Annotated in this window: 16 protein-coding genes, 1 tRNA gene and 1 rRNA gene; 4 read left to right on the top strand and 14 right to left on the bottom strand. The window is 71.3% G+C overall.

Features of this window, described 5'->3' with window-relative positions; translation table 11 throughout:
• Positions 1-68 precede the first annotated feature (68 nt).
• Positions 69-923 carry a helix-turn-helix domain-containing protein gene (locus tag ACZ499_RS10295; RefSeq protein ID WP_468673596.1) on the bottom strand — a complete coding sequence of 285 codons (855 nt, stop codon included), beginning with the start codon at positions 921-923 and terminating at the stop codon, positions 69-71.
• 56 nt (positions 924-979) lie between these two features.
• Between ACZ499_RS10295 and ACZ499_RS10290 the strand changes: the two genes are divergently transcribed.
• The 3 genes from ACZ499_RS10290 to ACZ499_RS10280 all read left to right on the top strand — a co-directional run bounded on the left by ACZ499_RS10290 (position 980) and on the right by ACZ499_RS10280 (position 7,600).
• Positions 980-5,629 carry an ATP-dependent helicase gene (locus ACZ499_RS10290; RefSeq protein WP_468673595.1) on the top strand — a complete coding sequence of 1,550 codons (4,650 nt, stop codon included), beginning with the start codon at positions 980-982 and terminating at the stop codon, positions 5,627-5,629.
• A 328-nt stretch (positions 5,630-5,957) separates the two neighbouring features.
• Complete coding sequence (locus tag ACZ499_RS10285; protein ID WP_468673594.1) at positions 5,958-6,752, top strand: Fpg/Nei family DNA glycosylase; 795 nt, start codon at positions 5,958-5,960, stop codon at positions 6,750-6,752.
• Between the two features lie 83 nt (positions 6,753-6,835).
• Positions 6,836-7,600, top strand: a complete 765-nt coding sequence (locus tag ACZ499_RS10280; RefSeq protein WP_468673593.1) for an SDR family NAD(P)-dependent oxidoreductase — start codon at positions 6,836-6,838, stop codon at positions 7,598-7,600.
• On the opposite strand, the gene ACZ499_RS10275 is transcribed toward ACZ499_RS10280, so the two are convergent.
• From ACZ499_RS10275 to ACZ499_RS10230, 10 genes are all read right to left on the bottom strand, one after another.
• Positions 7,548-7,763: a hypothetical protein gene (locus tag ACZ499_RS10275; protein WP_385540081.1), complete on the bottom strand. Its 216-nt coding sequence runs from the start codon at positions 7,761-7,763 to the stop codon at positions 7,548-7,550. The genes ACZ499_RS10280 and ACZ499_RS10275 overlap by 53 nt on opposite strands.
• A 164-nt stretch (positions 7,764-7,927) precedes the next feature.
• Complete coding sequence (locus tag ACZ499_RS10270; protein ID WP_468673592.1) at positions 7,928-8,398, bottom strand: Dps family protein; 471 nt, start codon at positions 8,396-8,398, stop codon at positions 7,928-7,930.
• A gap of 151 nt (positions 8,399-8,549) precedes the next feature.
• The gene (locus ACZ499_RS10265; protein ID WP_067165033.1) at positions 8,550-8,933 is read right to left on the bottom strand and encodes a helix-turn-helix domain-containing protein; all 384 of its coding nucleotides are present in this window, start codon (positions 8,931-8,933) and stop codon (positions 8,550-8,552) included.
• Positions 8,934-9,042: 109 nt separating this feature from the next.
• Positions 9,043-9,552, bottom strand: a complete 510-nt coding sequence (locus ACZ499_RS10260; RefSeq protein WP_468673591.1) for a CinA family protein — start codon at positions 9,550-9,552, stop codon at positions 9,043-9,045.
• Positions 9,549-10,238, bottom strand: a complete 690-nt coding sequence (gene pgsA, locus ACZ499_RS10255) for a CDP-diacylglycerol--glycerol-3-phosphate 3-phosphatidyltransferase (protein ID WP_468673590.1) — start codon at positions 10,236-10,238, stop codon at positions 9,549-9,551. Before pgsA ends, ACZ499_RS10260 begins: the two co-directional genes overlap by 4 nt.
• Positions 10,235-11,710 (bottom strand): 30S ribosomal protein S12 methylthiotransferase RimO, encoded by a 1,476-nt coding sequence (gene rimO / locus ACZ499_RS10250; RefSeq protein WP_385540061.1) that lies wholly within the window; start codon positions 11,708-11,710, stop codon positions 10,235-10,237. The genes pgsA and rimO overlap by 4 nt, the downstream gene beginning before the upstream one ends.
• Positions 11,711-11,803: 93 nt before the next feature.
• The gene (locus ACZ499_RS10245; protein WP_468673589.1) at positions 11,804-12,667 is read right to left on the bottom strand and encodes a helix-turn-helix domain-containing protein; all 864 of its coding nucleotides are present in this window, start codon (positions 12,665-12,667) and stop codon (positions 11,804-11,806) included.
• A 255-nt stretch (positions 12,668-12,922) separates the two neighbouring features.
• On the bottom strand, positions 12,923-15,736 hold the full coding sequence (locus ACZ499_RS10240) for a DNA translocase FtsK (RefSeq protein ID WP_468673588.1): 2,814 nt from the start codon (positions 15,734-15,736) through the stop codon (positions 12,923-12,925).
• Between the two features lie 161 nt (positions 15,737-15,897).
• The gene (locus ACZ499_RS10235) at positions 15,898-16,578 is read right to left on the bottom strand and encodes a response regulator (RefSeq protein WP_067165024.1); all 681 of its coding nucleotides are present in this window, start codon (positions 16,576-16,578) and stop codon (positions 15,898-15,900) included.
• A 244-nt stretch (positions 16,579-16,822) separates the two neighbouring features.
• Positions 16,823-22,285 carry a HAMP domain-containing protein gene (locus ACZ499_RS10230; protein ID WP_468673587.1) on the bottom strand — a complete coding sequence of 1,821 codons (5,463 nt, stop codon included), beginning with the start codon at positions 22,283-22,285 and terminating at the stop codon, positions 16,823-16,825.
• A gap of 300 nt (positions 22,286-22,585) precedes the next feature.
• Here ACZ499_RS10230 and ACZ499_RS10225 point away from each other — a divergent pair, with 300 nt between their 5' ends.
• The gene (locus ACZ499_RS10225; protein ID WP_468408776.1) at positions 22,586-25,285 is read left to right on the top strand and encodes a SpoIIE family protein phosphatase; all 2,700 of its coding nucleotides are present in this window, start codon (positions 22,586-22,588) and stop codon (positions 25,283-25,285) included.
• Positions 25,286-25,391: 106 nt separating this feature from the next.
• Here ACZ499_RS10225 and ACZ499_RS10220 read toward each other — a convergent pair.
• The 3 genes from ACZ499_RS10220 to rrf form a co-directional block, all read right to left on the bottom strand.
• Positions 25,392-25,464, bottom strand: a tRNA-Thr gene (locus tag ACZ499_RS10220).
• Between the two features lie 112 nt (positions 25,465-25,576).
• Complete coding sequence (locus ACZ499_RS10215) at positions 25,577-26,254, bottom strand: DegT/DnrJ/EryC1/StrS family aminotransferase (RefSeq protein WP_468673586.1); 678 nt, start codon at positions 26,252-26,254, stop codon at positions 25,577-25,579.
• A 98-nt stretch (positions 26,255-26,352) separates the two neighbouring features.
• Positions 26,353-26,440 (bottom strand): 5S ribosomal RNA (gene rrf / locus ACZ499_RS10210); the annotation flags it as partial.

Genomic DNA, 26,440 nt, shown 5'->3' with positions numbered 1-26,440 from the left:
CCGGTTCGGCTTCGCCCTCCGGGCGTATTTCTGGGAGTGCTGACTGTTCTGTTGCCACGTCCGGGACGTTACGTGGGCGGGCTCCCCGCGTTCTTGTACGTTCTTGCGCGCTCCCTGCGGTACGCGCCCGGCGTCACGCCCACAATGCGGGTGAAGTGGCGGTTGAGGTGCGGCTGGTCGGTGAAGCCGACGGCCACGGCGGCCTCCGCGGGCGCGGTCCCGGCCTCCAGGAGCTGTCGGGCCCGGCGGACGCGTTCGCCGGTGAGCCAGGTGTGCGGGGGCAGCCCGTACGCGCCCTTGAAGGCTCGCAGCAGCGCGAACGGGCTGGTCCCGAGGCCGTGGGCCAGCTGTTCCAGGGACGGCGGGTCGGCCAGCCGCTGCTCCAGGACGGCGCGTGCGGCTGCCGCCGTGCGAGTGCCCGCCGAGCCGGTGGTGCGCGCGGGCAGGGAGCGTCCGTGGCGGCGCAGCAGCCGGGCGACGGCGACGCGGAACACGGTGTCGGCGGCGAGCGCGTTGCCCTGCTCGGCCGCCCGGTGCACCTCCTGGATGAGCAGGGAGGTGTCCGGGTCCTCGACGATGATCTCGGCGAATCCCACGGTGCCGCGCAAGGTGGTGACCTCGGCGGCGATGTCGGCGATCAGCTGCGACGAGGGGTAGAGCGTGGCGTACGTCCAGCCCTCCGGGACTCCGGCGTGGGCGGAGTGCGGCACCTCGGGGTTGATCATGACGACGGTGCCGGGCCGTGCCCGTATGGTCTCGCCGGGCAGGACCACGTCCTCGATCCCGCCGCGTACCGCGCCGAAGACGAAGCCCTCGTGGCTGTGCCGGGAGAAGGAGTGGCTGACGTAGCGGGCGTGGAGCAGTTCCAGGCCCGGCAGCCCCGGGTACTGCCAGTGCCGTGCCCACTCCTCGGCCGCGTTCATATCCCCATTCTCCCAGGTCCGGGCCATTGTCAGTGGGTGGGTGCACGATGGGGACCATGGCAAGGACAGCGCTGGACTCCTTCTCTCCCGCGACCAGGGGCTGGTTCACGGGGGCCTTCACCGCGCCCACCGCCGCGCAGGAGGGCGCCTGGCGGGCGATCTCCGAGGGTTCGGACGTCCTGGTGGTCGCGCCGACGGGCTCGGGCAAGACCCTCGCTGCGTTCCTGGCCGCTCTGGACGCGCTGGCCGCCGCCCCGCCGCCCGCCGAGGCGAAGAAGCGCTGCCGGGTGCTGTACGTGTCGCCGCTGAAGGCACTGGCGGTCGACGTCGAGCGCAATCTGCGCTCCCCGCTCACCGGTATCCGCCAGGAGTCGGTGCGCCTGGGGCTGCCGGAGCCGGAGGTGCGGGTCGGGATCCGTTCCGGCGACACTCCGCCCGCCGAGCGCCGTGCCATGTCGACCCGGCCGCCGGACATTCTGATCACCACGCCCGAGTCGTTGTTCCTGATGCTCACGTCGTCCGCGCGCGAGGCGCTGTCGGGCGTGGAGACGGTGATCCTGGACGAGGTGCACGCGGTGGCGGGCACCAAGCGCGGAGCCCATCTCGCCCTGTCCCTGGAGCGGTTGGACGAGCTGCTGGCCAGACCGGCGCGCCGGATCGGTCTTTCGGCGACGGTGCGTCCGGTGGACGAGGTGGCGCGCTTCCTGTCGCCGCAGCGCAAGGTGGAGATCGTCCAGCCGCGCTCCACCAAGGAGTTCGACCTGTCGGTGGTCGTTCCGGTGGAGGACCTGGGAGAGCTGGGCGGCTCACCGGCGGCCGACGCCTCGGAGGGCGCGGAGAAGCCGTCGATCTGGCCGCATGTCGAGGAGCGCATCGTCGACCTGGTCCAGGCGCACCGCTCGACGATCGTCTTCGCCAACTCCCGCCGTCTCGCCGAGCGATTGTGCAACCGGCTCAACGAGATCGCGTACGAGCGTGCCACGGCGGCCGCGCTGGAGGCGGGCGAGGCCGCCGTGCCCTTGGCGGAGGCCCACTCCCCGGCCGAGGTCATGGCCCAGTCGGGAGCGGCCAAGGGCGCGCCGCCCGTCCTCGCGCGCGCCCATCACGGCTCGGTCTCCAAGGAGCAGCGGGCCCTTGTCGAGGAGGACCTGAAGGCGGGCCGGCTGCCCGCCGTCGTCGCCACCTCCAGTCTTGAACTGGGCATCGACATGGGCGCGGTGGACCTGGTCGTGCAGATCGAGTCGCCGCCCTCGGTCGCCTCGGGCCTCCAGCGGGTGGGCCGCGCGGGTCACCAGGTGGGCGCGGTCTCCACAGGGGTGGTCTTCCCGAAGTACCGGGGCGACTTGGTCCAGTCGGCGGTGGTCACCGAGCGGATGCGCTCGGGAGCCATCGAGTCGCTGCGGATCCCGTCCAATCCGCTGGACGTGCTGGCGCAGCAACTGGTCGCCATGACGGCCCTGGACAGCTGGCAGGCGGACGATCTGCTGGCGCTGGTCCGCCGGGCGGCGCCGTTCGCGGCGCTGCCGGAGTCGGCGTTCACGGCCGTCCTGGACATGCTGGCGGGCCGCTATCCGTCCGACGCCTTCGCGGAACTGCGCCCGCGCGTGGTGTGGGACCGCGTGGCCGGTACGGTGACGGGCCGCCCCGGCGCGCAGCGCCTCGCGGTGACGTCCGGCGGCACCATCCCGGACCGCGGCCTCTTCGGGGTCTTCCTGGCGGGCTCCGACCCCAAGAAGGGCGGCGGCCGGGTCGGCGAGCTCGACGAGGAGATGGTCTACGAGTCGCGCGTCGGCGATGTGTTCACGCTGGGCACCACGTCCTGGCGCATCGAGGACATCACCCGCGACCGCGTGCTGGTCTCCCCCGCCCCCGGCGTGCCGGGACGGCTGCCCTTCTGGAAGGGCGACCAGCTGGGCCGCCCGCTCGAACTGGGCCGCGCACTGGGCGCGTTCCTGCGCGAGGTCGGCTCGCTCAGCCCCGAGGACGCGCGGCTGCGGCTGCTGAGCGCGGGCCTGGACGACTGGGCGGCCGACAACCTCCTGGCCTACCTCGACGAGCAGCGCCGCGCGTGCGGCCACGTGCCCGACGACCGCACCATCCTCGTCGAGCGGTTCCGCGACGAGCTGGGCGACTGGCGGGTCGTCATCCACTCCCCCTTCGGGGCCCAGGTGCACGCGCCCTGGGCGCTGGCGCTCGGCGCCCGCCTGGCCGAGCGGTACGGGATGGACGCCCAGGTGATGCACGCGGACGACGGCATCGTGCTGCGGCTGCCCGACGCCGACCTGATGGGCCTCGACCTCCTCGACCAGGACCCGGGGCACCTGGACTCGACGTACGACAGCGAGCAGGCCCCGGTCGGCGCGGCGGACGCCGTCTTCGACAAGGGCGAGATCGAGCAGATCGTCACCGACCAGGTGGGGGGCTCCGCACTGTTCGCCGCCCGCTTCCGGGAGTGCGCCGCGCGCGCGTTGCTGCTGCCCCGGCGCAGCCCCGGCAAGCGCACCCCGCTGTGGCAGCAGCGCCAGCGGGCGGCCCAACTGCTCCAGGTGGCGAGCGAGTTCGGCTCGTTCCCGATCGTCCTGGAAGCCGTCCGCGAGTGCCTCCAGGACGTCTTCGACGTGCCGGGGCTGACCGAGCTGATGGGTGACCTGGAGGCGCGCCGGGTCCGGCTGGTCGAGGTGACCACGCCCGAGCCGTCCCCCTTCGCGCGCTCGCTGCTCTTCGGCTATGTCGCCCAGTTCCTCTACGAGGGCGACTCGCCGCTGGCCGAGCGGCGGGCCGCCGCCCTCTCGCTCGACTCCCGCCTCCTGGCCGAGCTGCTCGGCCAGGCCGAGTTGCGCGAGCTCCTGGACGCGGACGTCCTGACCGAGCTGGAGCAGGAGCTCCAGTGGCTCACCGAGGACCGCCGGATCAAGGACGTGGAGGGCGTCGCCGACCTGCTGCGGGTCCTGGGGCCGCTGACCGACGACGAGCTGGTCGCGCGCGGCGCCGACCCGGGGTGGCCGCAGGAGCTCGCGGCCGCCCGCCGCGCCATCCGGGTGCGGGTCGGCGGCGCCGGACACTGGGCGGCGATCGAGGACGCGGGGCGGCTGCGCGACGCGCTGGGCACGGCGCTGCCGGTGGGCGTGCCCGAGGCGTTCATGGAGCCGGTCAAGGACCCGCTCGGCGACCTCCTGTCGCGGTACGCGCGCACGCACGGGCCGTTCACCTCGGCCACGGCGGCCGCCCGGTTCGGCCTCGGCACGGCCGTCACCGACGGCGCGCTGCAACGGCTGGCGGCGAGCGGGCGGGTGGTGCAGGGCGAGTTCCATCCGGCGGGGCTCGGGCAGGAGTGGTGCGACGCGACGGTGCTGCGCAGGCTGCGCCGCCGCTCCCTGGCCGCGCTGCGCCATGAGCTCGAACCGGTGCCGCCCGCGGCGCTCGCCACCTTCCTGCCGCAGTGGCAGCACCTGGGGAGCAACAGCCTGCGCGGCATCGACGGGCTGGCACGGGCCGTCGAGCAGCTGCAGGGCGCCGCCGTGCCCGCGTCCGCCCTGGAGAAGCTGATCCTGCCGTCCCGGGTCTCCGACTACGGGCCGGGGCTGCTCGACGAGCTCACCACCACCGGCGAGGTCCTGTGGGCGGGGGCGGGCGCACTGCCGGGCAAGGACGGCTGGGTGTCCCTGTTCCTCGCGGACGCGGCGCCACTGCTGCTGCCACCGCCGCACCCCCTGGAGCTCACCGCGCTGCACGAGTCGGTGCTGACGGCGCTCGCCCCCGGATACGGGCTGTTCTTCCGCCAGATCGCCGACCAGGTCCGCTCCACCACGCACCCGGAGGCGAGCGACCCCGAACTGGCCGACGCCGTATGGGACCTGGCGTGGTCGGGGCGGCTCACCAACGACACGCTCGCGCCGCTGCGGGCGCTGCTCGGGTCGGGCCGGACCGCCGGGTCCACGGCGCACCGGGCCAGGCGGACCGTTCCGCGCGGGCGTTACGGGACGCTGACGACGGCGGCGCGGCCCGCGTCGCGCACCGGACCGCCGACGGTGTCGGGGCGCTGGTCACTGCTGCCCGCCCGCGAGCCGGACCCCACGCACCGGGCGCACGCCCTGGCCCGGACGCTCCTGGACCGCCACGGAGTGGTCACCCGGGGCGCGGTCGCGGCCGAGGGGGTCGAGGGCGGCTTCTCGGCGACGTACCGGATCCTGGCGGCGTTCGAGGACAGCGGCCAGGCGCGGCGGGGCTACGTCGTCGAGGGGCTGGGCGCGGCCCAGTTCGCGATGGACGGGGCGGTGGACCGGCTACGGGCGGCGGCCACCGCGCGCGACCGTGCGGAGGCGCGGCCCGCGCCCCGTGGCGTGGTGCTGGCGGCCGCCGACCCCGCCAACGCCTACGGGGCGGCGCTTCCCTGGCCCGAGCCGCCGACGGGAGCCGGGCACAAGCCGGGCCGCAAGGCCGGGTCGATGGTGGTCCTGGTCGACGGTGAGCTCGCGCTCTACATGGAGCGCGGCGGCAAGTCCCTGCTGGTCTGGCCCGCAGAGCCCGACGATCCGGCGCTGCTTGCGGCGGTGGAGGCGCTGGCGGGGGCGGCGCGTGCGGGACGGCTGGGGACGGTGACCGTGGAGCGGGTCAACGCCGAGTCCGCGCTCACGTCGCCGCTCGCCCGGGCACTGGAGGCGGCGGGCTTCGTCCCGACACCGAGGGGGTTGCGGCTGCGGCCTTGATGTTCCCCACCCCGCCCTTCCCGAAAGCCCTGCGGGCGGCCGGTGACGGATGGGGCAGGCGGGTTTCCCGGGGGCTCGCCCCCGGAGCCCCCGGGTGGGGCTGCGCCCCTGCACCGCCTCGGGCTCCGCCCGGGCTCCGCACCCGGTCGAGGCTCTCCCCCGCACGCCGCCGGGGCTCACCCAGCCCTTGCCGCCCGCCGAGGGGCTGACCCCAGACCCAACCCCACCGACCCCCACCGACCCCCACCACCCCCACCCCCCACCGACAAGGGCCGCGCCAGAACCGCCCCGTACGCCACCCACGCCCCCACCCCGGCACAATGGCCCCATGCCCGAAGGAGACACCGTCTGGCAGGCCGCTCGGCGGCTCGATGACGCGCTCGCCGGACGCGAGCTGATCCGGTCCGATCTGCGCGTGCCCCGGCTCGCGACCGTAGACCTGACCGGGCGGACCGTGCTGGACGTCACCCCGCGCGGGAAGCATCTGCTCACCCGGATCGAGGGCGGTCTCACCCTCCACTCGCATCTGCGGATGGAAGGGTCCTGGCGGGTGTTCTCGCCCGGGGAGCGCTGGCGGGGCGGCCGGAGCGACCAGATCCGGGCGATCCTGGGCACGGCGGAGCGGACGGCCGTCGGGTACCGGCTGGCCGTGCTCGAACTGCTCCGCACCCGCGACGAGCACCGCGTCGTCGGCCATCTGGGCCCCGATCTGCTCGGGCCGGGCTGGGACCCCGAGCTGGCCCTGCGCAACCTGCTCCAGGACCCGGGCCGGCCGCTCGGCGAGGCGCTGCTCGACCAGCGCAATCTGGCGGGCGTGGGCAACATCTACAAGTCGGAGATCTGCTTCGCCGTCCGGGCCGTGCCGTGGCTGCCGGTGGGCGACCTCACCGACCCCGCGCGGGTCGTCGTCGCCGCCAAGAAGCTCCTGGAGGCGAATCGGGAGCGCACGTCCCGGAACGTGTATGTGTACGGGCGCAGCGGGCAGCCCTGCCCGCGCTGCGGTACGGCGCTGCGCGCCACCACCCTGCGCGATCCGGCCGGCAGCGAGCGCCCCACCTACTGGTGCCCCCGGTGCCAGCCCAACCCTCCGGCGGACAGCCGCCCCGGGCAGAACGGCAGTTGACCCGGCCGACCGGTTGACGCGGCAAGGCGGCCACGACGACACGACAGTTGACGCCCCGTCAGATCCCGCCGTACCGTCCCCGCATGCCCCTCTCGGTGTACGACCTCACCGATCGCACCGCCTTCGTGACCGGCGCCGCCGGCGGTATCGGGCGGGCCAGTGCCGTACTGCTCGCGGAGGCGGGCGCGGTCGTGCACTGCGCCGACGTCGACGACCGGGGCCTCCAGGGGACCCGCGAGCTGATCGCCAAGGCCGGGGGCACCGCCTACACCCATGTGCTCGACGTGACCGATCGCACCCGGCTGCGCGCGGCCATGCGGACCTCGGGCCGGGTCGACGTCCTGGCCGCCGTCGCCGGGATCATGCACTCAAGTGCGGTCCTCGACACCGACGACGCCGACCTCGACCGCGTTCTCGCGGTCAACTTCAAGGGCGTACTGCACTCTTGCCAGGAGGCGGCCCGCGTCATGATCGAGAACGGTACGGCGGGCAGCATCATCACCATGGCGTCCGGAGCCGTCGACTCCGCCGGGCCCGGCCTTTTCTGCTACAGCGCCTCGAAGGCGGCCGTCGTCCAGCTGACCAAGACCCTGGCCACGGAGCTCGGCCCGCACTCCATCCGCGTCAACGCCGTCGCGCCCGGCTGGGTCCGCACGCCGATGACCGAGCGGCACTCGGCCGAGCACCAGCGGCAGATCGAGTCGACGATGGTCCGGCTCTCCCCGCTCGGGCGGATCGGCGAGCCCGAGGACATCGCGCACGCCGTGCTCTATCTCGCCTCGGACGCGTCGTCGTTCACGACGGGCCAGATCCTGCGTCCGAACGGCGGCGTCGCGATGCCGTGGTGACCGTGGGGCTCGCGACGTGCACCGGCAGCAGGCTCAGACCCCAGCCGCCCGCGGCCACCGCGCCTTCGAGGACGCCGGCCTCGTCGGGTGCCGTCAGCAGGCGCAGCACCGCCCACCACCACAGCGCCCCCACCACGAGCGCCGGCACCCAACGCACCGCCACTGCCATGGCCGCCTCCTCGGACCGACGCTAGACCGCCCTCCTCGTCCACCGGGAGGGCGCACCGAATGCAGTCCCAGCGCGTACACCGTCCCGCACGCCCCACGTACCCCTCAAGCGCCCTCAGCCCGCAGAACCCAAGGCCGCAGACTTCAGGCCACAGACCCTCAGGCCGTCTCCGCCTGGAACATCCACGCATGCTTCTCCAGGTCCCCCGTCAGCCCGATGAGCACGTCCTGACTGACCGGGTCCGGGTCGCCGGTGGACCCGACCCGCTCGCGCATCCTGGTGATCACCGCGCCCAGCGCGTCGACCAGGATCCGTACCGCGTCACCGTCCTTGATCCAGCCGGTCGGCACCGTGCCGATCGCGCTCGACGACGCCACGGTCGCCGCCCGGCCGTCCGGGGCGACCCCGAGCGCCGCGGCCCGCTCGGCCACCGTGTCGGAGTGGAGCCTGGCCGTGTCGACCACCTCGTCGAGCTGGAGGTGGACGGACCTGAAGCGCGGCCCGACCACGTTCCAGTGCACCTGCTTGGCGACCAGCGACAGGTCCACGAGGTCGACGAGGGCGCCCTGCAACGCGTCGCCCACCACCTTCAGGTCGGCCTCGGACAGCGAGCTCTTCACGACAGACATGCGTGCACTCCGTTTCGTATGCGCCGGCTCTCCCCGCTTCTCCTCCCCCACCTTTACACGGAAGCCTCAAATGAGGCATTCCGGGGAAAAGAAGAAGCCCCGGCCGGTCAACAGACCGGCCGGGGCCACTCGCAGACAGAGCCCGACAGCGTCAGGCCGCGACGACGTCCACCGCTTCCGCGGGCGCCTTGATCGTCACTCGCTCGGTCGGGACACCGGTCACCGACGTCACGGAGATCGAATTGAGCATCGGACGTACCGGTGCAGGCACCGGATCGCTCGCCGCCGCCGAGGCAGCGAGCTCGGCAAGTGCCAGCTCGTCGCTCACTTCCCGCATGAGCTCGGACATCCGTACGTCAAGCGCGTCGCAGATCGCGGAGAGCAGCTCGGAGGATGCCTCCTTCTGCCCCCGCTCCACCTCGGAGAGATAGCCGAGTGAGACTCGGGCGGACGAGGAGACTTCGCGCAGAGTACGGCCCTGGCGCTGGCGCTGCCGACGCAGCACGTCACCCAGCAGGCGACGGAGCAGAATCATCGGTGGCTCCCTCCTCGGACCGCGTAGCCGCATCCTTCACGCCCCACCGTACCGCTTCGCGCTGCGGCCGTGCGGGGAGCGATGTCGTGTTCACTCAGGGCTGCAAACATCAATTCCCCCCGTTCTGTTCCGTATCCTGTGCCCGCGTATCTTCGCCGAGTTCACCGGAGAGCAGGTCGAGCACGCTCCGTACACTCTCTCTACGGATTTCCGCCCTGTCGCCGTTCAACCTCAAAGCGACGGTTTTCCCGTTCCCGTCCGGCCCTTCGACCGCCACGTAGACGGTCCCGACCGGCCGGCCGTCCTGGGGTGCGGGCCCGGCGACGCCGGTGGTGGCGATGCCCCAGTCGGCGCCCAGAACCTTCCGCACACCCGCCGCCATCTGCCGTGCGACCTCGGGATCCACCGCTCCGCGCTCACCCAGAAGGGTCGCGTCGACGCCCAGCACATCCCGCTTCAGCTCGGTCGCGTACGCCGTGACGGAGCCGCGGAAGACGCGTGAGGCACCCGCCACGGACGTCACCTCTGCGGCCACCAGACCGCCCGTGAGTGACTCCGCCACCGCAAGCGTCTGCTCACGCTCCGTGAGCATCCGCACGATCCGGGCCGCCTCGCTCACCGGCCTGGTCCCTCCACGGCGGCCTCGGCGTCGCGCGCCGCGCGCTGCGCGGCGAGCCCCTGGCGCCTCAGTACGACCGCCTGTCGCACATAGTCGAGCCCGGTGACGAGCGTCAGCACCACGGCGACCGCCATCACCCAGAAGCGCAGGGTCGCCAGCGGACCCGTGAGCGCCAGCACGTACATCCCCGTTGCCGTGCCCTGTGCCAGGGTCTTCAGCTTCCCGCCCCGGCTGGCGGGAATCACCCCGTGCCTGATGACCCAGAAACGCATGAGCGTGATCCCGAGTTCCCGGAAGAGGATCGCCCCGGTCACCCACCACGGCAGATCGCCGAGCGAGGAGAGGCAGACCAGCGCGGCGCCCATGATCGCCTTGTCCGCGATCGGGTCCGCGATCTTCCCGAAGTCCGTGACCAGGTTGTACGTCCGGGCCAGATGGCCGTCGAAGATGTCCGTGATCATGGCGACGGCGAACGCCGCCCACGCCCAGGCGCGCCAGGCCGGGTCGTACCCGCCGTCCTGCAGCATCAGCGCCACGAAGCCCGGCACGAGGACGAGCCGGATCATGGTGAGGATGTTGGCGATGTTCCAGAGGCTGGCCTGGTTGACGGCCGCCGCGCCCAGCTTGCCGCCGGGCGCCGGCGTCCGGCCGGTACCACCCGCCGCGGATGCCGGGACTCCGGTCATCTGGCCGCCTCCTCAAGGACGTCGAGACTCGTCACCACCAGGTCGACGCCCTCGGCGGCGACGACCTTCGCCTCGACGATACGGCCCGGCGTCAGTCCCGTGCCCTCCGTGAACCGCACTTGACCATCGGTCTCGGGCGCCTGGTGCTCGGCGCGGCCGATCACGCCGTCCTCGCTGTCGACCGACTCGACCAGCACCCGGACGGTGTCGCCGACGCGCTCCTCGGCGCGCTGGGCGGTCAGCTCCTCGGCGAGCCGCGACAGGTGGTCGAGCCGCTCGGCGATCACCTCGGCGTCCAGCTTGTTCTCGTACGTGACGGCCTCGGTGCCCTCCTCGTCGGAGTAGCCGAAGACGCCGATGGCGTCGAGCCGGGCGCCGGTGAGGAAGCGTTCCAGCTCCTGGAAGTCGGCCTCGGTCTCACCGGGAAAGCCGACGATGAAGTTGGAGCGCACACCGGCCAGCGGCGCCTTGGCACGGATCGTCTCCAGGAGCTCGAGGAACCGCTCGGTGTCGCCGAAGCGCCGCATGGCCCGCAGCACGCCGGGAGCGGAGTGCTGGAAGGACAGGTCGAAGTACGGGACGACCTTGTCGGTCGAGGTCAGCACGTCGATCAGGCCCGGCCGCATCTCGGCGGGCTGGAGGTAGCTGACGCGTACGCGCTCGATGCCGTCGACGGCCGCGAGCTCCGGCAGCAGCGTCTCCAGGAGCCGGATGTCGCCGAGGTCCTTGCCGTACGAGGTGTTGTTCTCGGAGACCAGCATGACCTCCTTGACGCCCTGCTCGGCCAGCCAGCGCGTCTCGCCGAGGACGTCCGAGGGGCGGCGCGAGATGAAGGAGCCGCGGAAGGACGGGATGGCGCAGAACGAGCAGCGGCGGTCGCAGCCGGAGGCCAGCTTCACCGAGGCGACCGGGCTGGTGTCCAGGCGGCGGCGCAGCGGGGCGCGCGGGCCGGAGGCGGGCGCGACACCCTCGGGCAGGTCCTCGGGGGCGCTCTCCGGTGCCTCCTGCGCGTGGCCGGGAAGCGCCACGTCGGCGCTCTGGCGCTCGACGGGGCTCAGCGGCAGCAGCTTGCGCCGGTCGCGCGGGGTGTGCGCCTCCACGCTGCCACCGCTGAGGATGGTCTGGAGCCGGTTGGAGATGTCGGAGTAGTCGTCGAAGCCGAGCACGCCGTCGGCCTCGGGGAGCGCGTCGGCGAGTTCCTTGCCGTACCGCTCGGCCATACAGCCGACGGCGACCACGGCCTGGGTGCGGCCGTGGTCCTTGAGATCGTTGGCTTCGAGGAGCGCGTCGACGGAGTCCTTCTTGGCGGCTTCGACGAACCCACAGGTGTTGACGACGGCGACATCGGCGTCCGAGGCGTCCTCGACGAGCTCCCAGCCGTCCGCTGCCAAGCGGCCTGCAAGCTCCTCCGAGTCCACCTCGTTACGGGCGCAGCCGAGAGTGACAAGGGCGACGGTACGGCGTTCGGGCATGGACTCAAGACTACTTTGTCCCGGCCCGCGGTCCCGCCGCGAGGGTTGATCAAGGAATCGGCGGCCGTACGCGCCGGGACGCGGCGGCCCCGGTCAGCCGACGACCGGGTCGCCCTTGGTGTAGGTCAGCCGCTCGACCTGGCCGTCACCGAACTGGTCCTCGACCTTCTTTCCGTTGACGTAGAGCTCGATCGCCCCGGCGTTGCCGAGGATCAGATCGATCTTCTCGCCGTCCACGAAGGTCTTCGACTCGCCCTTCTCCAGGAGGCCGTCGTAGAGCACCTGGCCGTTGTGCGCCTTGGCCGAGATCCAGCTCTTGTCGGAGATGGCGCTGAGCTTGACGGTGACCTTGTCCTGCGGGGCCGCGGCGATGGCGCTGTCGGAGGGGGCGGGGGGCTTGGGCGCGGCGGGCGGGCTCGGGACCGGCTTGGGGCTCGGGCTCTGCTGCTGCGTCTGGGTCGGGCCCTCGGCGACCTGGGCGCTCTTGCCCTTGGAGTCGCCGCTGCCGCTGAACATCGTGAAACCGACGAAGCCGACGACCACCACGATCGCGGCGACCATGGCCGCGGTCCAGTTCGGGCGGCGCCGCTCGGGCCTGATCCGCTCGGCCTCGAACATGGGCGCCGCGGGCGTGGGCGCGGGGCGGCCGCCGTGCTCGGCGTCGTACTGCCTGACCAGGGGCTCCGGATCCAGGCGCACGGCACGCGCGACCGTGCGGATGTGTCCGCGCGCGTACACATCGCCGCCGCACCGGGAGAAGTCGTCCTCCTCCAGGCCCTGCACGATCGGGATGCGCACCCGCGTGATCGAACTGACCTCGTCGACGGTCAGTCCTGCCGCGATTCGGGCCTGCTTGAGGGCGTGGCCGATCGTCGGCCGATCGTCGTCAGCAAAGGAGGGCCGGTCGTCGTCGCCGAGGGAAGGCCGGTCGTCTTCGGGGGAGTTGCCGATGGACACGGGGGCGCCTTTCGAGCGTGAGCCACCTGCTGGGTGTTCAGTCTAGGGGGGGTACGAAAGGGTGGGGCAACCGGGAGGGTGGAGTTTGTACGCCATAGGAATGGCCTCCTCCCTTCCTCCTAACGGGTCAGGAGGGGGACACGTTCCTGATCTTCCCTCAACTGGACGTACAGCCGGGGAAAACGGTTGCCCCACGCTCCTGTTTCTGTGCTCCATTCGGCCGCGGGACCGACCCCTGGGGCCCGCCCCGGGCCATCAGGGAGCCTCCCCGCGGATCACCGCCAGCACACCGTCGAGTTCATCCGGCTTGACCAGGACGTCACGCGCCTTGGAGCCCTCGCTGGGGCCCACGATCCCGCGCGACTCCATCAGGTCCATCAGTCGGCCCGCCTTGGCGAAGCCGACCCGCAGCTTGCGCTGAAGCATGGATGTCGACCCGAACTGGGTGGAGACGACCAGCTCAGCGGCCTGGCAGAGCAGATCGAGGTCGTCGCCGATCTCCTCGTCGATCTCCTTCTTCTGCTTCTGGCCGACGGTGACGTCCTCGCGGAAGACCGGGGCCATCTGGTCCTTGCAGTGCTGGACGATCCCCGCGATCTCGTCCTCGGTGACGAACGCGCCCTGGAGGCGGGTCGGCTTGTTCGCGCCCATCGGCAGGAACAGTCCGTCACCCTTTCCGATGAGCTTTTCGGCGCCGGGCTGATCGAGGATGACGCGGCTGTCGGCGAGCGAGGAGGTCGCGAAGGCGAGCCTCGACGGCACGTTCGCCTTGATCAGGCCGGTCACGACGTCCACGGACGGCCGCTGGGTGGCGAGGACCAGATGGATGCCGGCGGCGCGGGCCAGCTGGGTGATGCGCACGATCGCGTCCTCGACGTCACGCGGCGCCACCATCATCAGGTCCGCGAGCTCGTCGACGATCACCAGCAGATACGGGTACGGGGTCAGCTCCCGCTCGCTGCCCTCGGGCAGCTTGACCTTGCCGTTGCGGATCGCCTCGTTGAAGTCGTCGATATGGCGGAAACCGAACGCCGCCAGGTCGTCGTAGCGGAGGTCCATCTCGCGCACGACCCACTGAAGAGCCTCGGCGGCCCGCTTGGGGTTGGTGATGATCGGCGTGATCAGGTGCGGAATGCCCTCGTACGCGGTGAGTTCGACCCGCTTGGGGTCGACGAGCACCATCCGTACGTCCTCCGGCGTCGCCCGCACCATGACCGAGGTGATCAGACAGTTGATGCAGGACGACTTGCCGGAGCCGGTCGCGCCGGCCACCAGGACGTGCGGCATCTTCGCCAGGTTGGCCATCACATAGCCGCCCTCGACGTCCTTGCCGAGCGCGACGAGCATCGGATGGTCGTCCTCGGCCGCGTCCGCCAGGCGCAGCACGTCGCCGAGGTTGACCATCTCGCGGTCGGTGTTCGGGATCTCGATGCCGACCGCCGACTTGCCGGGGATCGGCGAGATGATCCGTACGTCCGGGCTGGCCACCGCGTACGCGATGTTCTTGGTCAGCGCGGTGATCCGCTCGACCTTCACGGCCGGGCCAAGCTCCACCTCGTACCGGGTGACCGTCGGGCCCCGGGTGAAGCCGGTGACGGCCGCGTCGACCTTGAACTCCGTGAAGACGTTCTGCAGCGAGGCCACTATGGCGTCGTTGGCGGCGCTGCGCGTCTTGCCCGGGCCGCCCCGCTCCAGCAGGTCCAGCGAGGGCAGCGCGTAGGTGATGTCGCCCGCGAGCTGGAGCTGCTCGGCGCGCGAGGGCATCTCGGAGTGGGCCGGGGCCGCCTTGGTCAGATCCGGTACGACGGCGGGCGCGCCCGGGGTCGCCCTGGGCGCCGGCTTGGTGACGTCGGCCTTGGCGGCGGGCTGCGCCCCGGCCTTGGCGGCGGCCTCGCCGCGGGCCGTGGGCACCGGTGTGGTGCTGCCGCGCTCCCGCTCGACGGAGACGCCCTGGGTGAGATCGGCGACGATCGGGGACGGCGGCAGGCCGTTCAGTACGGCGCCGTCGAGCGCGGCGGCCGCGGCGGCGGCCACGTCGACCGGGTCCATCGGCAGGTCGAACGCCGGTTGCACCGAGGCGCGCCGGGGCTTGCGGCGCTGTGAGAGCGCCGCCTGCTCGGCCTCGTCCTGGCCGTACTCGTCCGACGGGGCGACGCGGCGCCCGGGCGTACGCCGGGCGCGCGGTGCGGGTTCCTCGTCGCGCCAGTCGTCTTCGTACAGCTCGTCCTCGCCGTACTCCCCCGGCAGGGGCTCGACGATGCCGAGCCGGGCGCCCAGGGCCCGCAGCCGCTGCGGGATGGCGTTGACGGGTGTCGCGGTGACCACTAGCAGCCCGAAGACGGTCAGCAGCACCAGCATCGGCACCGCCAGGACGTCGCCCATCAGGAATTCGAGCGGCTTGGACGCGGCCCAGCCGATGAGGCCGCCCGCGTCCTGCATCGCGCTGGTGCCGTCGTCCCGGCCCGGTGAGCCGCAGGCGATGTGGACCTGGCCGAGCACGCCGAGCACCAGTGCGGAGAGGCCGATCACGATCCGGCCGTTGGCCTCGGGCCTCTCCGGGTAGAGGATCAGCCGGACCGCGATCGCGCCGAGCAGCAGCGGCACCAGCAGGTCGAGCCGTCCGAACGCACCGGTCACCAGCATCTCGACGAGATCACCGACCGGGCCGCGCAGATTCGACCAGGTACCCGCGGCGACGATCAGCGCGACACCGAGCAGCAGCAGGGCGAGCCCGTCCTTGCGGTGGGCCGGGTCCAGGCCCTTGGCGCCCCGCCCTATGCCGCGGAACATCGCCCCGACCCCATGGGCCGCGCCCAGCCAGACGGCGCGCGCGAGCCGGTACACGCCCCCGGTGGGCGAAGGCGCCGGCTTGGGCGCGGGCTTGGCGGCAACCGCCTTCTTGGCCGGTGCCTTTTTGGCGGGGGCTTTCTTCGCGGGCGCGGCAGCCTTCTTCGCGGGCGCTTTCTTGGCGGGCGCGGCCGCCTTCTTGGCGGGTGCCGCGGTACGGCCGGTGCGCTTCGCGGTGCCCGCCGTGCCCTGGGAACCCTTGCCGGACGTACGTGAGGCCATGGTGCTGAGGTTACCGGTGCGGGCGGCGGTCGACACGACGGCCGGTGCTTCACCCGTTCGTGTCGTACCGAAAGACGATACTCACGTACGCACAAAAGGGCCTGACGCGTCATCAGCGTCAGGCCCCTCCGGACCGCTCGGTTCCGCGCCGCTCAGTGCGCTCAGTTCTGCGAGGGCAGGGCTGCCGTGCCACTGCCGGTGCCCGGCTCCAGGGCGTCAAGAGCCCGCCGCAGACCGGTCAGTTTGCGCTCCAGGTGGGCGGCGGTGGCCACCGCCGCCGCGTCCGCCGACTCGTCGTCGAGCTGCTTGGAGAGCGCCTCGGCCTGCTCCTCGACCGCCGCGAGCCGCGCGGACAGTTCGGCGAGGAGGCCCGCCGGCTCCTTGGGGTCGCCGGCCGTCTGGCCGCCGCCCTCCAGCTGGAGCCGCAGCAGCGCGGCCTGCTCGCGCAGCTGACAGTTCTTCATATAGAGCTCGACGAACACCGACACCTTGGCGCGCAGCACCCAGGGGTCGAAGGGCTTCGAGATGTAGTCGACGGCTCCCGCCGCGTACCCCCGGAACGTGTGGTGCGGGCCGTGGTTGATGGCGGTGAGGAAGATGATCGGGATGTCCCGGGTCCGCTCCCGCCGCTTGATGTGCGCGGCGGTCTCGAAACCGTCCATGCCCGGCATCTGGACGTCCAGCAGGATGACTGCGAAATCGTCCGTCAGCAGCGCTTTGAGCGCTTCCTCCCCTGACGATGCCCGCACCAGTGTCTGATCGAGCGCAGAGAGGATGGCCTCCAGCGCCAGCAGATTCTCCGGCCGGTCATCGACCAGGAGGATCTTGGCCTTCTGCACCATGGCCCGTCCTCCTCGCCCCGGCAGTGCACCGGGCGCCGCCCCAGGGGACGACTCCCTTGCGCCGCCCGTCCTTGTGCCGGTCATGGTAGCCGCACCCCGCCTGTCGCCACACCCTGTCACCGCGATGTCACTGTGCACGTAGCAGAAACGTAGTGGGAGACCAGAAGGTTCCCCGAATACCGCCGTCTCACACGCCTTCGGCCACAGTCAGTCAGCAACTCGCGGTGAACCGTGCGGCCACCGATCACTTCCCGCGCATCCACTGCTCCATCACCGAGAGCAGATGGTCGGGGTCGACCGGCTTGGTGACGTAGTCGGACGCGCCGGACTCGATGGCCTTCTCCCGGTCGCCCTTCATCGCCTTCGCGGTGAGCGCGATGATGGGCAGTCCCGCGAACTGCGGCATACGACGGATCGCCGAAGTCGTGGCGTACCCGTCCATCTCCGGCATCATGATGTCCATCAGCACCACGGCCGTGTCCTCGTGCTGTTCCAGGACCTCGATCCCCTCGCGGCCGTTCTCCGCGTACAGCACCGACAGGCCGTGCTGCTCCAGCACGCTGGTGAGCGCGAAGACGTTGCGTACGTCGTCGTCGACGATCAGCACCTTCTCGCCACCGAAGTGGAAGGTGCGCGTCGGCGCGCGCTCCGGCTCCTGGGCGGCCCAGGAGTCCTGCTGCGCCTCTCCCGGCTGGCCGGGCAGCGTCGCCGGGGGCTCCGTGCCCAGCGCCTTGCGGCGGCGCCGGAACAGCCCGGCCGCCCCCATCTGGCTCTCGCCCGGCGTGGGCGCCGCGCTCTCGTGCGGGACGAGGTCCTGCCGTACGCCGTCCGCCAGGGCGCCCTCGGCAGCCGCCTCGCCGCCGGGCGGCAGCTGCGGGTAGCCCTGCGGCGGCAACTCGCTGGGGTGCAGCGGGAGATAGAGCGTGAAGGTGGAGCCGCGGCCGGGCTCGCTCGCCGCGTGGATCTCGCCGCCGAGCAGCCGGGCGATCTCGCGGCTGATGGAGAGGCCGAGGCCGGTGCCGCCGTACTTGCGGCTGGTCGTGCCGTCGGCCTGCTTGAACGCCTCGAAAATCACCCGCATCTTGCTGGCCGCGATGCCGATGCCGGTGTCGGTGACCGAGAACGCGATCAGATCGGCGTCCGCGTCGCGCAGCGAGCCCGCCTCCAGGAGCTGTTCGCGGATCGCGTGCGGAACATCGGCGTGGGCGGGCCTGATCACCAGCTCGACGGCGCCGCTGTCGGTGAACTTCACCGCGTTCGACAGCAGGTTGCGCAGCACCTGCAGCAGCCGCTGCTCATCGGTGTGCAGCGTCGCCGGAAGCTCCGGCGAGACCCGTACGGAGAAGTCGAGCCCCTTCTCCGCGGTGAGCGGCCTGAACGTCGCCTCCACGTAGTCGACGAGCTGCACCAGGGCGATCCGGGTCGGACTGACGTCCATCTTGCCCGCCTCGACCTTGGACAGGTCGAGGATGTCGTTGATGAGCTGGAGCAGGTCCGAACCCGCACCATGGATCGTTTCCGCGAACTCGACCTGCTTCGGCGAGAGGTTGCCCTCCGCGTTGTCGGCGAGCAACTTGGCCAGGATCAGCAGCGAGTTGAGGGGCGTGCGCAGCTCGTGCGACATGTTCGCCAGGAACTCGGACTTGTAGCGCATCGAGACCGCGAGCTGTTCGGCGCGCTCCTCCAGGACCTGCCGGGCCTCCTCGATCTCGGTGTTCTTCACCTCGATGTCACGGTTCTGCTGGGCGAGCAGCTCGGCCTTCTCCTCCAGCTCCGCGTTGGACTCCTGCAGGGCCTTCTGCCGGTTCTCCAGCTCCGCCGACCGCTCGCGCAGCTGCTCGGTCAGCTCCTGCGACTGCTTGAGCAGCACCTCCGTCTTGGAGTTGACGCTGATCGTGTTGACGCTGGTCGCGATCATCTCCGCGATCTGGTTGAGGAAGTCCTTCTGGATGTGGGTGAACGGCTGGAACGAAGCCAGCTCGATCACGCCGAGGACCTTGCCCTCGAAGAGCACCGGCAGCACGATCACATGGGCGGGCGGCGCCTCCCCGAGGCCGGAGGAGATCTTCAGATAGCCCGGCGGCACGTTCTCCACCAGGATCGTGCGCTTCTCCTCCGCCGCCGTGCCGATCAGCGTCTCGCCGGGCCGGAACGAGGTGGGCATCGAGCCTGACGAGTACCCGTAACTCCCGCGCATCTTCAGCTCGTACGGGCTGTCCTCGTCCCCCCCGACCTCGGGGGAGCCGGCGGCCGGCAGGGCGAGGAAGAACGCGCCGTGCTGGGCCGAGACCACGGGCGTCAGCTCGGTCATGATCAGGGAGGCGACGTCGTCCAGATCGCGGCGGCCCTGCATCAGGCCGGAGATACGGGCGAGGTTGCCCTTGAGCCAGTCCTGCTCCTTGTTGGCGACCGTGGTGTCGCGCAGGTTGGCGATCATCGTGTTGATGTTGTCCTGGAGGGCCTGGATCTCGCCCGCCGCGTCCACGTCGATCTTGAGGTTGAGGTCGCCGCGGGTCACCGCGGTGGCGACGGCCGCGATGGCGCGCACCTGCCGGGTCAGGTTCCCGGCCATCTCGTTCACGGACTCGGTGAGGTCGCGCCAGGTGCCGTCGACGTCGCGTACGCGCGCGTGGCCGCCGAGCTGGCCCTCGGTGCCCACCTCGCGGGCGACCCGGGTGACCTCCACGGCGAACGATGACAGCTGGTCGACCATCGTGTTGATGGTGTTCTTCAGCTCCTGGATCTCACCGCGGGCATCGATGTCGATCTTCTTGGTGAGATCGCCCTTGGCGATGGCGGTGGTGACGGTGGCGATCTGGCGCACCTGGCCGGTGAGGTTGTCGGCCATGGAGTTCACCGATTCGGTGAGGTCCTTCCACGTGCCGGAGACACCGGGGACGCGGGCCTGTCCGCCGAGGATGCCGTCGGTGCCCACCTCGCGCGCGACCCTCGTGACCTGGTCGGCGAAGGAGGACAGGGTCGTCACCATCGTGTTGACGGTGTCGGCGAGTTCCGCGACCTCGCCGCGCGCCTCGACCGTCACCTTCTTGGTGAGGTCGCCGTTGGCGACGGCCGTCGACACCCGGGCGATGTTGCGCACCTGGTAGGTGAGGTTCGCGGCCATCAGGTTGACGTTGTCGCTGAGGTCCTTCCAGATGCCGGTGACCCCGCGCACCCGGGCCTGGCCGCCGAGGATGCCCTCGGTGCCCACCTCGCGCGCGACCCTCGTCACCTCGTCCGCGAAGTTGGAGAGCTGGTCGACCATCGTGTTGACGGTCGTCACCAGCTCCAGGATCTCGCCCTTGGCGTCGACGGTGATCTTCTTCGAGAGGTCGCCCTTGGCGACCGCCGTCGTCACCTCGGCAATGTTGCGCACCTGGAACGTCAGGTTGTTCGCCATGAAGTTGACGGACTGGGTGAGGTCCTTCCAGGTGCCCGAGACGCCCTGCACCTCGGCCTGACCGCCCAGGATGCCCTCGGTGCCCACCTCGCGGGCCACCCGGGTCACCTGCTCCGCGAAGTTCGAGAGCTGGTCGACCATCGTGTTCAGGACGTTCTTCAGTTCCAGGATCTCGCCGCGGGCGTCCACGTCGATCTTCTGCGACAGGTCACCGCGCGCCACCGCCGTGGCGACCTGGGCGATGTTGCGGACCTGGGCGGTGAGGTTGCCGGCCATGCCGTTCACCGAGTCGGTCAGGTCGCGCCACACACCGGCCACGCCCGGCACCTGCGCCTGGCCGCCGAGGCGGCCGTCGGTGCCCACCTCGCGCGCGACCCTGGTCACCTGCTCGGCGAAGCCGGACAGCTGGTCGACCATGTTGTTGATGGTGTTCTTCAGTTCCAGGATCTCGCCGCGGGCGTCCACGTCGATCTTCTGCGACAGGTCACCGCGCGCCACCGCCGTGGTCACCTGGGCGATCTGGCGCACCTGGGAGGTGAGGTTGCCCGCCATGAAGTTGACGGAGTCGGTGAGTTCCTTCCAGGTGCCCAGGACGCCGTCCACCCGGGCCTGGCCGCCGAGCCGGCCCTCCGTGCCCACGTCCTGCGCCATCCGCGTCAACTGGGCGGAGAACGACGCCAGCTGGTCGACCATCGTGTTGACGGTGTTCTTCAGCTCCAGCATCTCGCCGGAGACGTCCACCGTGACCTTCTGCGACAGGTCGCCGTTGGCGACCGCCGTCGTCACCTGGGCGATGTTGCGCACCTGACCGGTGAGGTTGCGGAACGCGTTGTTGACGGAGTCCGTCAGGTCCTTCCACGTGCCGGCCGCGCCCGGCACCTCGGCCTGGCCGCCCAGACGCCCCTCGACGCCGACCTCGCGGGCCACCCGGGTCACTTCGGAACCGAAGGACTGGAGCTGGTCCACCATCGTGTTGACAGTGTTCTTCAGCTCCAGCATCTCGCCCGCGACGTCGACCGTGACCTTCTGGGTCATGTCGCCGTTGGCGACCGCCGTGGTCACCTGGGCGATGTCGCGCACCTGCGTCGTCAGATTGCGGAAGACCGTGTTGACCGAGTCGGTCAGGTCCTTCCAGGTGCCCGCCGCGCCCGGCACCTGCGCCTGACCGCCCAGCAGGCCCTCGGCGCCGACCTCGTTGGCGACCCGGGTCACCTCGTCGGCGAACGTACGCAGCGTCTCGGTCATCTGGTTGATCGTCTCGGCGAGCTGGGCGACCTCCCCGCGCGCGTTGACGGTCACCTTCTGCGACAGGTCGCCGTTGGCGACCGCCGTCGTCACCTGGGCGATCCCGCGCACCTGGGCGGTGAGGTTGCCCGCCATCAGATTGACGGAGTCGGTCAGGTCCTTCCACACTCCCGCGACGCCCGGCACCTGCGCCTGACCGCCGAGCTCGCCCTCGGTGCCCACCTCGCGCGCGACCCTCGTCACCTCGGAGGAGAACGAGGAGAGCTGGTCGACCATCGTGTTGACGGTGTTCTTCAGCTGGAGCATCTCGCCGGCGACGTGCACGGTCACCTTGCGCGACAGATCGCCCTTGGCGACCGCCGTCGTCACGAGAGCGATGTCACGTACCTGGGCGGTCAGCCGGTACGCCATCGTGTTCACCGAATCCGTGAGGTCCTTCCACGAACCGGACATTCCACGCACCTGCGCCTGGCCGCCGAGCTTGCCTTCGGTGCCGACCTCCAGTGCGACCCTCGTCACTTCGTCGGTGAACGCCGACAGCTGATCAACCAGGTTGTTGACGGTTCGCCCCACTTTGAGGAATTCGCCGCGCAACGGCCGCTCGGCGTTGTCCACGCCGTGCGAACGCAGGTCCATGCGCTGTTCCAGATCGCCCTCGGCGACCGCCGACAGCACCCTGCCGACCTCGGAGACCGGCCTGGCCAGATCGTCCACCAGGGCGTTGGAGGCGTCGATGGCGGCCGCCCAGGAGCCCTCACAGGCCCCGTTCTCCAGCCGCTCGCTCAGCTTCCCCTCGCGCCCCACCATCCGCCGTACCCGGGCGATCTCCCCGGTCAGATGGAGGTTGCGGTCGGCGACCTCGTTGAAAACGGCGGCGATCTCGGCCATCACCCCGTCCCCGGAGACGGTCAGCCGCTTGCGGAAATTACCGTCCCGCATCGACGCCAGTGCGGCGAGCAGCCGCTGCAGCGCAGCGGTGTCCACCTCGGTCGTCCCCTTACCGCGGGTCCGTCCGCCTTTCGCGCGCGTGCTCTTGCCACGCGCCGCCACGCCAGACTCCACCGTGTCCCTCCCGCAGGGGTCGACCGCCCTCATCGGGCTTCCTTCAAGCCTTCCCAGTGTTTCACCATGACCGAACCCGGCCATAACAGTTCGGCAGCTTCGCATACCGTCCCCGCCCTCGGAGGGCGGAAACACTGGTGACCGGCATCCGCTAGGACAGCGAGGGTAAGTAACCTGGCTTCCGGCTGCCCAACCGCCCCGGTCCGTCCGAAGGCGGGAGCGCCCCCCTGCTCCTCTGAGCCCGGGGGACAGCGGACGCCACAAGGACGACCACGGGACACCGGAGGGGGCGGGCCACACATGGGAGTGTTGATTCCCGGGGGGCACCTTCCCGGACCCCGGCAGGGGAAACCGGGCGTCGAGACGCGTACGAGGAGTTCTGTGATCACCGCGCGGGCGGAAGCCAGCTTCGAACCCGTCGGGCGGTCCGTCGCGACCGCCCGCGCATTCGTCCGCGACACCCTCCAGGGCTGGGGATACGCGGACGTCGTCGACGACGCCGTCGTCCTCACCAGTGAGCTCGTCACCAACGCGGTCGTCCACGCGGGCACCGCCGCCGACGTACTCTGCCTGCGCTCCGAGGACGGCGTCCGGGTCGAGGTCGCCGACCATTACCCCGAACGGGAAGTTCCGCTCCACGCCTCCCCCGCCGAGGTCGCAGGCCCCGAACGTGAGAACGGCCGCGGCCTGCTGCTGTGCGCCGCCCTCGCCTCCCGCTGGGGCGTCGAGTACACGCCCACCCAGAAGCACGTCTGGTTCCAGCTCGACCTCCCCGCCCGCCCGGTGGGCACCCGCTCGGCCGGACCGGCCCTGCCCGTGGAGCTGCTGCCCGTCACCGACGGCCGGGTCCGCGTCGCGGTCATCCAGATCGACCGCACCGGCGCCGTCCGCGCCTGGAACGAGGACGCCGAGGAACTGTTCGGCTACCCCGCCGAGAAGGTCACCGGCAAGCAGCTCACCGAGTTCGCGGCCTGGCCGCACACCCCCGGCACCTCCACCGGAATCGTCGAGGCCCTGCAACTCTCGCGCTGGGAGGGCAGTTACGGCATCCGCGGCGCAGACGGCCGCGTCCTGCCCGTGTACGCGTCACATCTTCGGGTACGCGACACGAATGGCGAGCCGTCCACCGTCTGCCTGCTGGTCCGCGACGACGAGCGGGCAGTGCTGCAGACCCCCGTGCGGGCCCCCGCCGACTCCACCTCCATGGGCGAGAGCCGCAACGTCGACCCGTTCGAGGTCTTCATCGGCTCCCCTGCCCCCGACGACCTCGACGGACTGCTCCAGCGGACCGTGGAGCGCGCCCGCGACATGCTCGACGGCGACGCCGCGTTCCTGCTCCTGGCCACCGACGACGAGACCGAGCTGGAGGTCCGGGCCACCACCGGTCTCCCGTCCGCCCGCCAGCGCTTCGCGCGCGTGCCCGTCGAAGCGGGCACCGGCCGCTACGGCTCGGCCAGGATGCCCGCCGTCCACGAGGACCTCGCGGCCGTCCCCGGCGCCGTCCCGATCCTCGGCGGCTCCGGCATGCGCTCGGTCGTCACCGTCCCGCTCAAGGTCGAGGGCCGCCTCACCGGCTCCCTCGGCGTCGCCGCCGAGTCGGCCGGGCGCTACTCCAACGAAGAAGCGCTGCGCCTCCAGTTCGCCGCCGACCGCATCGCGCTCGCCGTCGAGTCGGCACGCCTGGGCGAGCTCGAACGGCTGCGCCGGGGATCGCTGAGCTTCCTCGTGGAAGCCTCGGACCTGCTCGCGGGAACTCTGGACCGGGACCAGACGTTGGCCCTGATGGCACAGATGACCGTCCCCACCCTCGCCACCTGGTGCGCCGTCTACACGATCGCGGACCAGGCCTCCGATCCGTACCTGTCGTACGTCCTCCACGAGGACGAGGAGCGCATCGACGGCCTCAAGGCGCTCCTCTCCAAGATCGACCCGCCGGAGCCGGTCCCCACCCCGGGCGCCCGCGTCTGGACCGCCCCCGGTGAAGCGGCCCACCAGGCCGCACTGCGCACCTCCATGCGCGACCTCGGCCGCGGCACCAGCCCGCACCTGGGCAGCGGCCTCGGCACCACGCTGTCCACGGCCGCCGCGGTCGGCGGTGAGACGGTCGTCCTGCCCCTGGTCGCCCGCAACCGCGTCATCGGCATGCTCACGCTCGGCAAGCCCTCCGACGACCACTTCCGCCAGGAGATCCTGGAACTGGCCGAAGACCTCTCGCGCCGGGCCGCGCTCGCCCTCGACAACGCCCGCCTCTACTCGGAGCGCACGGCCATCAGCCGCTCCCTCCAGCGCAGCCTCCTGCCGCCCGGCCTCCCGCAGATCCCCGGCGTCGAGGTCGAGGTCATCTACCGCGCGGCCGGCGAGGGCAATGAGGTCGGCGGCGACTTCTACGACCTCTTCCCGATCCGCGACGGCGCGTACGGCTTCGCGATCGGCGACGTCTGCGGCACCGGCCCCGAGGCCGCGGCCGTCACGGGCCTGGCCCGCCACGCCCTGCGCCTCCTCGCTCGCGAGGGTTTCGGCGGCCCGGCGGTCCTGGAGCGCCTCAACGCCGCAATCCTCGACGAGGGCGCCCGCAGCCGCTTCCTGACGCTCCTGTACGGCGAGTTGTGGCCGCAGGAGGACGGCAGCGCGGTGCTGAAGATCGTGTGCGCGGGCCATCCGCTCCCGCTGCGCCTGCGCCAGGACGGCACGGTCGAACCCGCCGCCGAACCCCAGCCGCTGCTCGGCGTCATGGAGGACCTGGAGCTGTACGAGCAGACGATCACCCTGGACCCGGGCGATGTCCTGCTGTGTGTGACCGATGGCATCACCGAGCGCCGCGAGGGTACCCGGATGCTGGGAGACGACGGTCTGACCGACGTCCTCGCCACGTGTACGGGCCTGACCGCCGGCGCCGTTGCGGCCCGCGTCCTGCGCGCGGTGGAACGCTTCGCCGCCGAGCCCGCGTCCGACGACATGGCGATCCTGTCGATGCGCATCCCGGAACAGCCCCGGCACTAAGCGGGGCCGGGGGCCCCGACAGGACCGAGGGCCACCGGAAACCGGGGCCGTAAGAACGCGAAAGGCCCCGCCCAATTGGGCGGGGCCTTTCATCGTCTTGCTGCTGAGCCCCCATGCGGAATCGAACCGCAGACCTTCTCCTTACCATGGAGACGCTCTACCGACTGAGCTATAGGGGCCGGTTGTTGTTTCGGGGTTTCTCCCTCACCAACGAGATAAAGCATACCCCGAATCAGACGGTGGTCCGAACCGCGCTCGCCAGTTCCTGCGGTGCGCTACCCAGCGCCCCTGTCACGCCGGCTGAAGGAGCCCTCCGAGGGCATTGCAGACCGAGACCAACTTCCGTACGCCCGCGTCGGAAAGCCCGTCCAGACGGGGCAGCGCGAGCGTCTCGTCCACGGCCCGCTCGGTCTCCGGCAGCGCACAGCCGACCCGCCTGAACTCCCGCGTCCGGTGCATCGGCGTAAGCACGGGCACCTCGCACTCGACCCCGCGCCGCCGCAACAGCCGCGCGAACGCGTCCCGATCGGGCCGCCCGTTCCCGGGCACCCTTACGACATAGCGCTGGTACCCGTGCCCGGCGGCCGGTACGGGCGTCCGCACTCCGATGAGCCGCCGGTCCAAATACCCCGCCCGCTCCCGGCGTTGCACGACGTCGCCGCCGTCGTCTTCGTCTTCGTCCTTCTCCACCAGCAACAGCCCGAGCCGGTCGGCGAGTTGCCTGAACTGGCCGGCGTCGGCCGGGTGCCCGAAGCGGTGGACGAGTACGAGCCCGACGGTCCGCGAGGTCACGACGGCCTCGATGCCCCCGACACCCAGGCAGTACGTCTCCGGGTCTATGTCGGCGAACACCGGCAGGGCACCGGCCGCCACCACGGCCCGCGCCACCGCACCGTCGTCGTACGCCGGCACGATCACTTCGTCCCCGGCCGCGAAGCCCGCGGACTCCAGCTTTCCGATGATCCCCATAGCTGGGCATGGTGCTCGCACGATATGAACAGCAGGTGATCGGGCATAAAAAAACGCGGGTCCCCGAGCCGAAGCTCGGGAACCCGCGTTGAAAATTTGTTCGGCGGTGTCCTACTCTCCCACAGGGTCCCCCCTGCAGTACCATCGGCGCTGAAAGGCTTAGCTTCCGGGTTCGGAATGTAACCG

This window comes from Streptomyces sp. NPDC031265 (genome assembly GCF_055570295.1).
The sequence above is the reverse complement of the archived record's forward strand: the minus strand, read 5'-3'. Positions and strand labels throughout refer to the sequence as shown.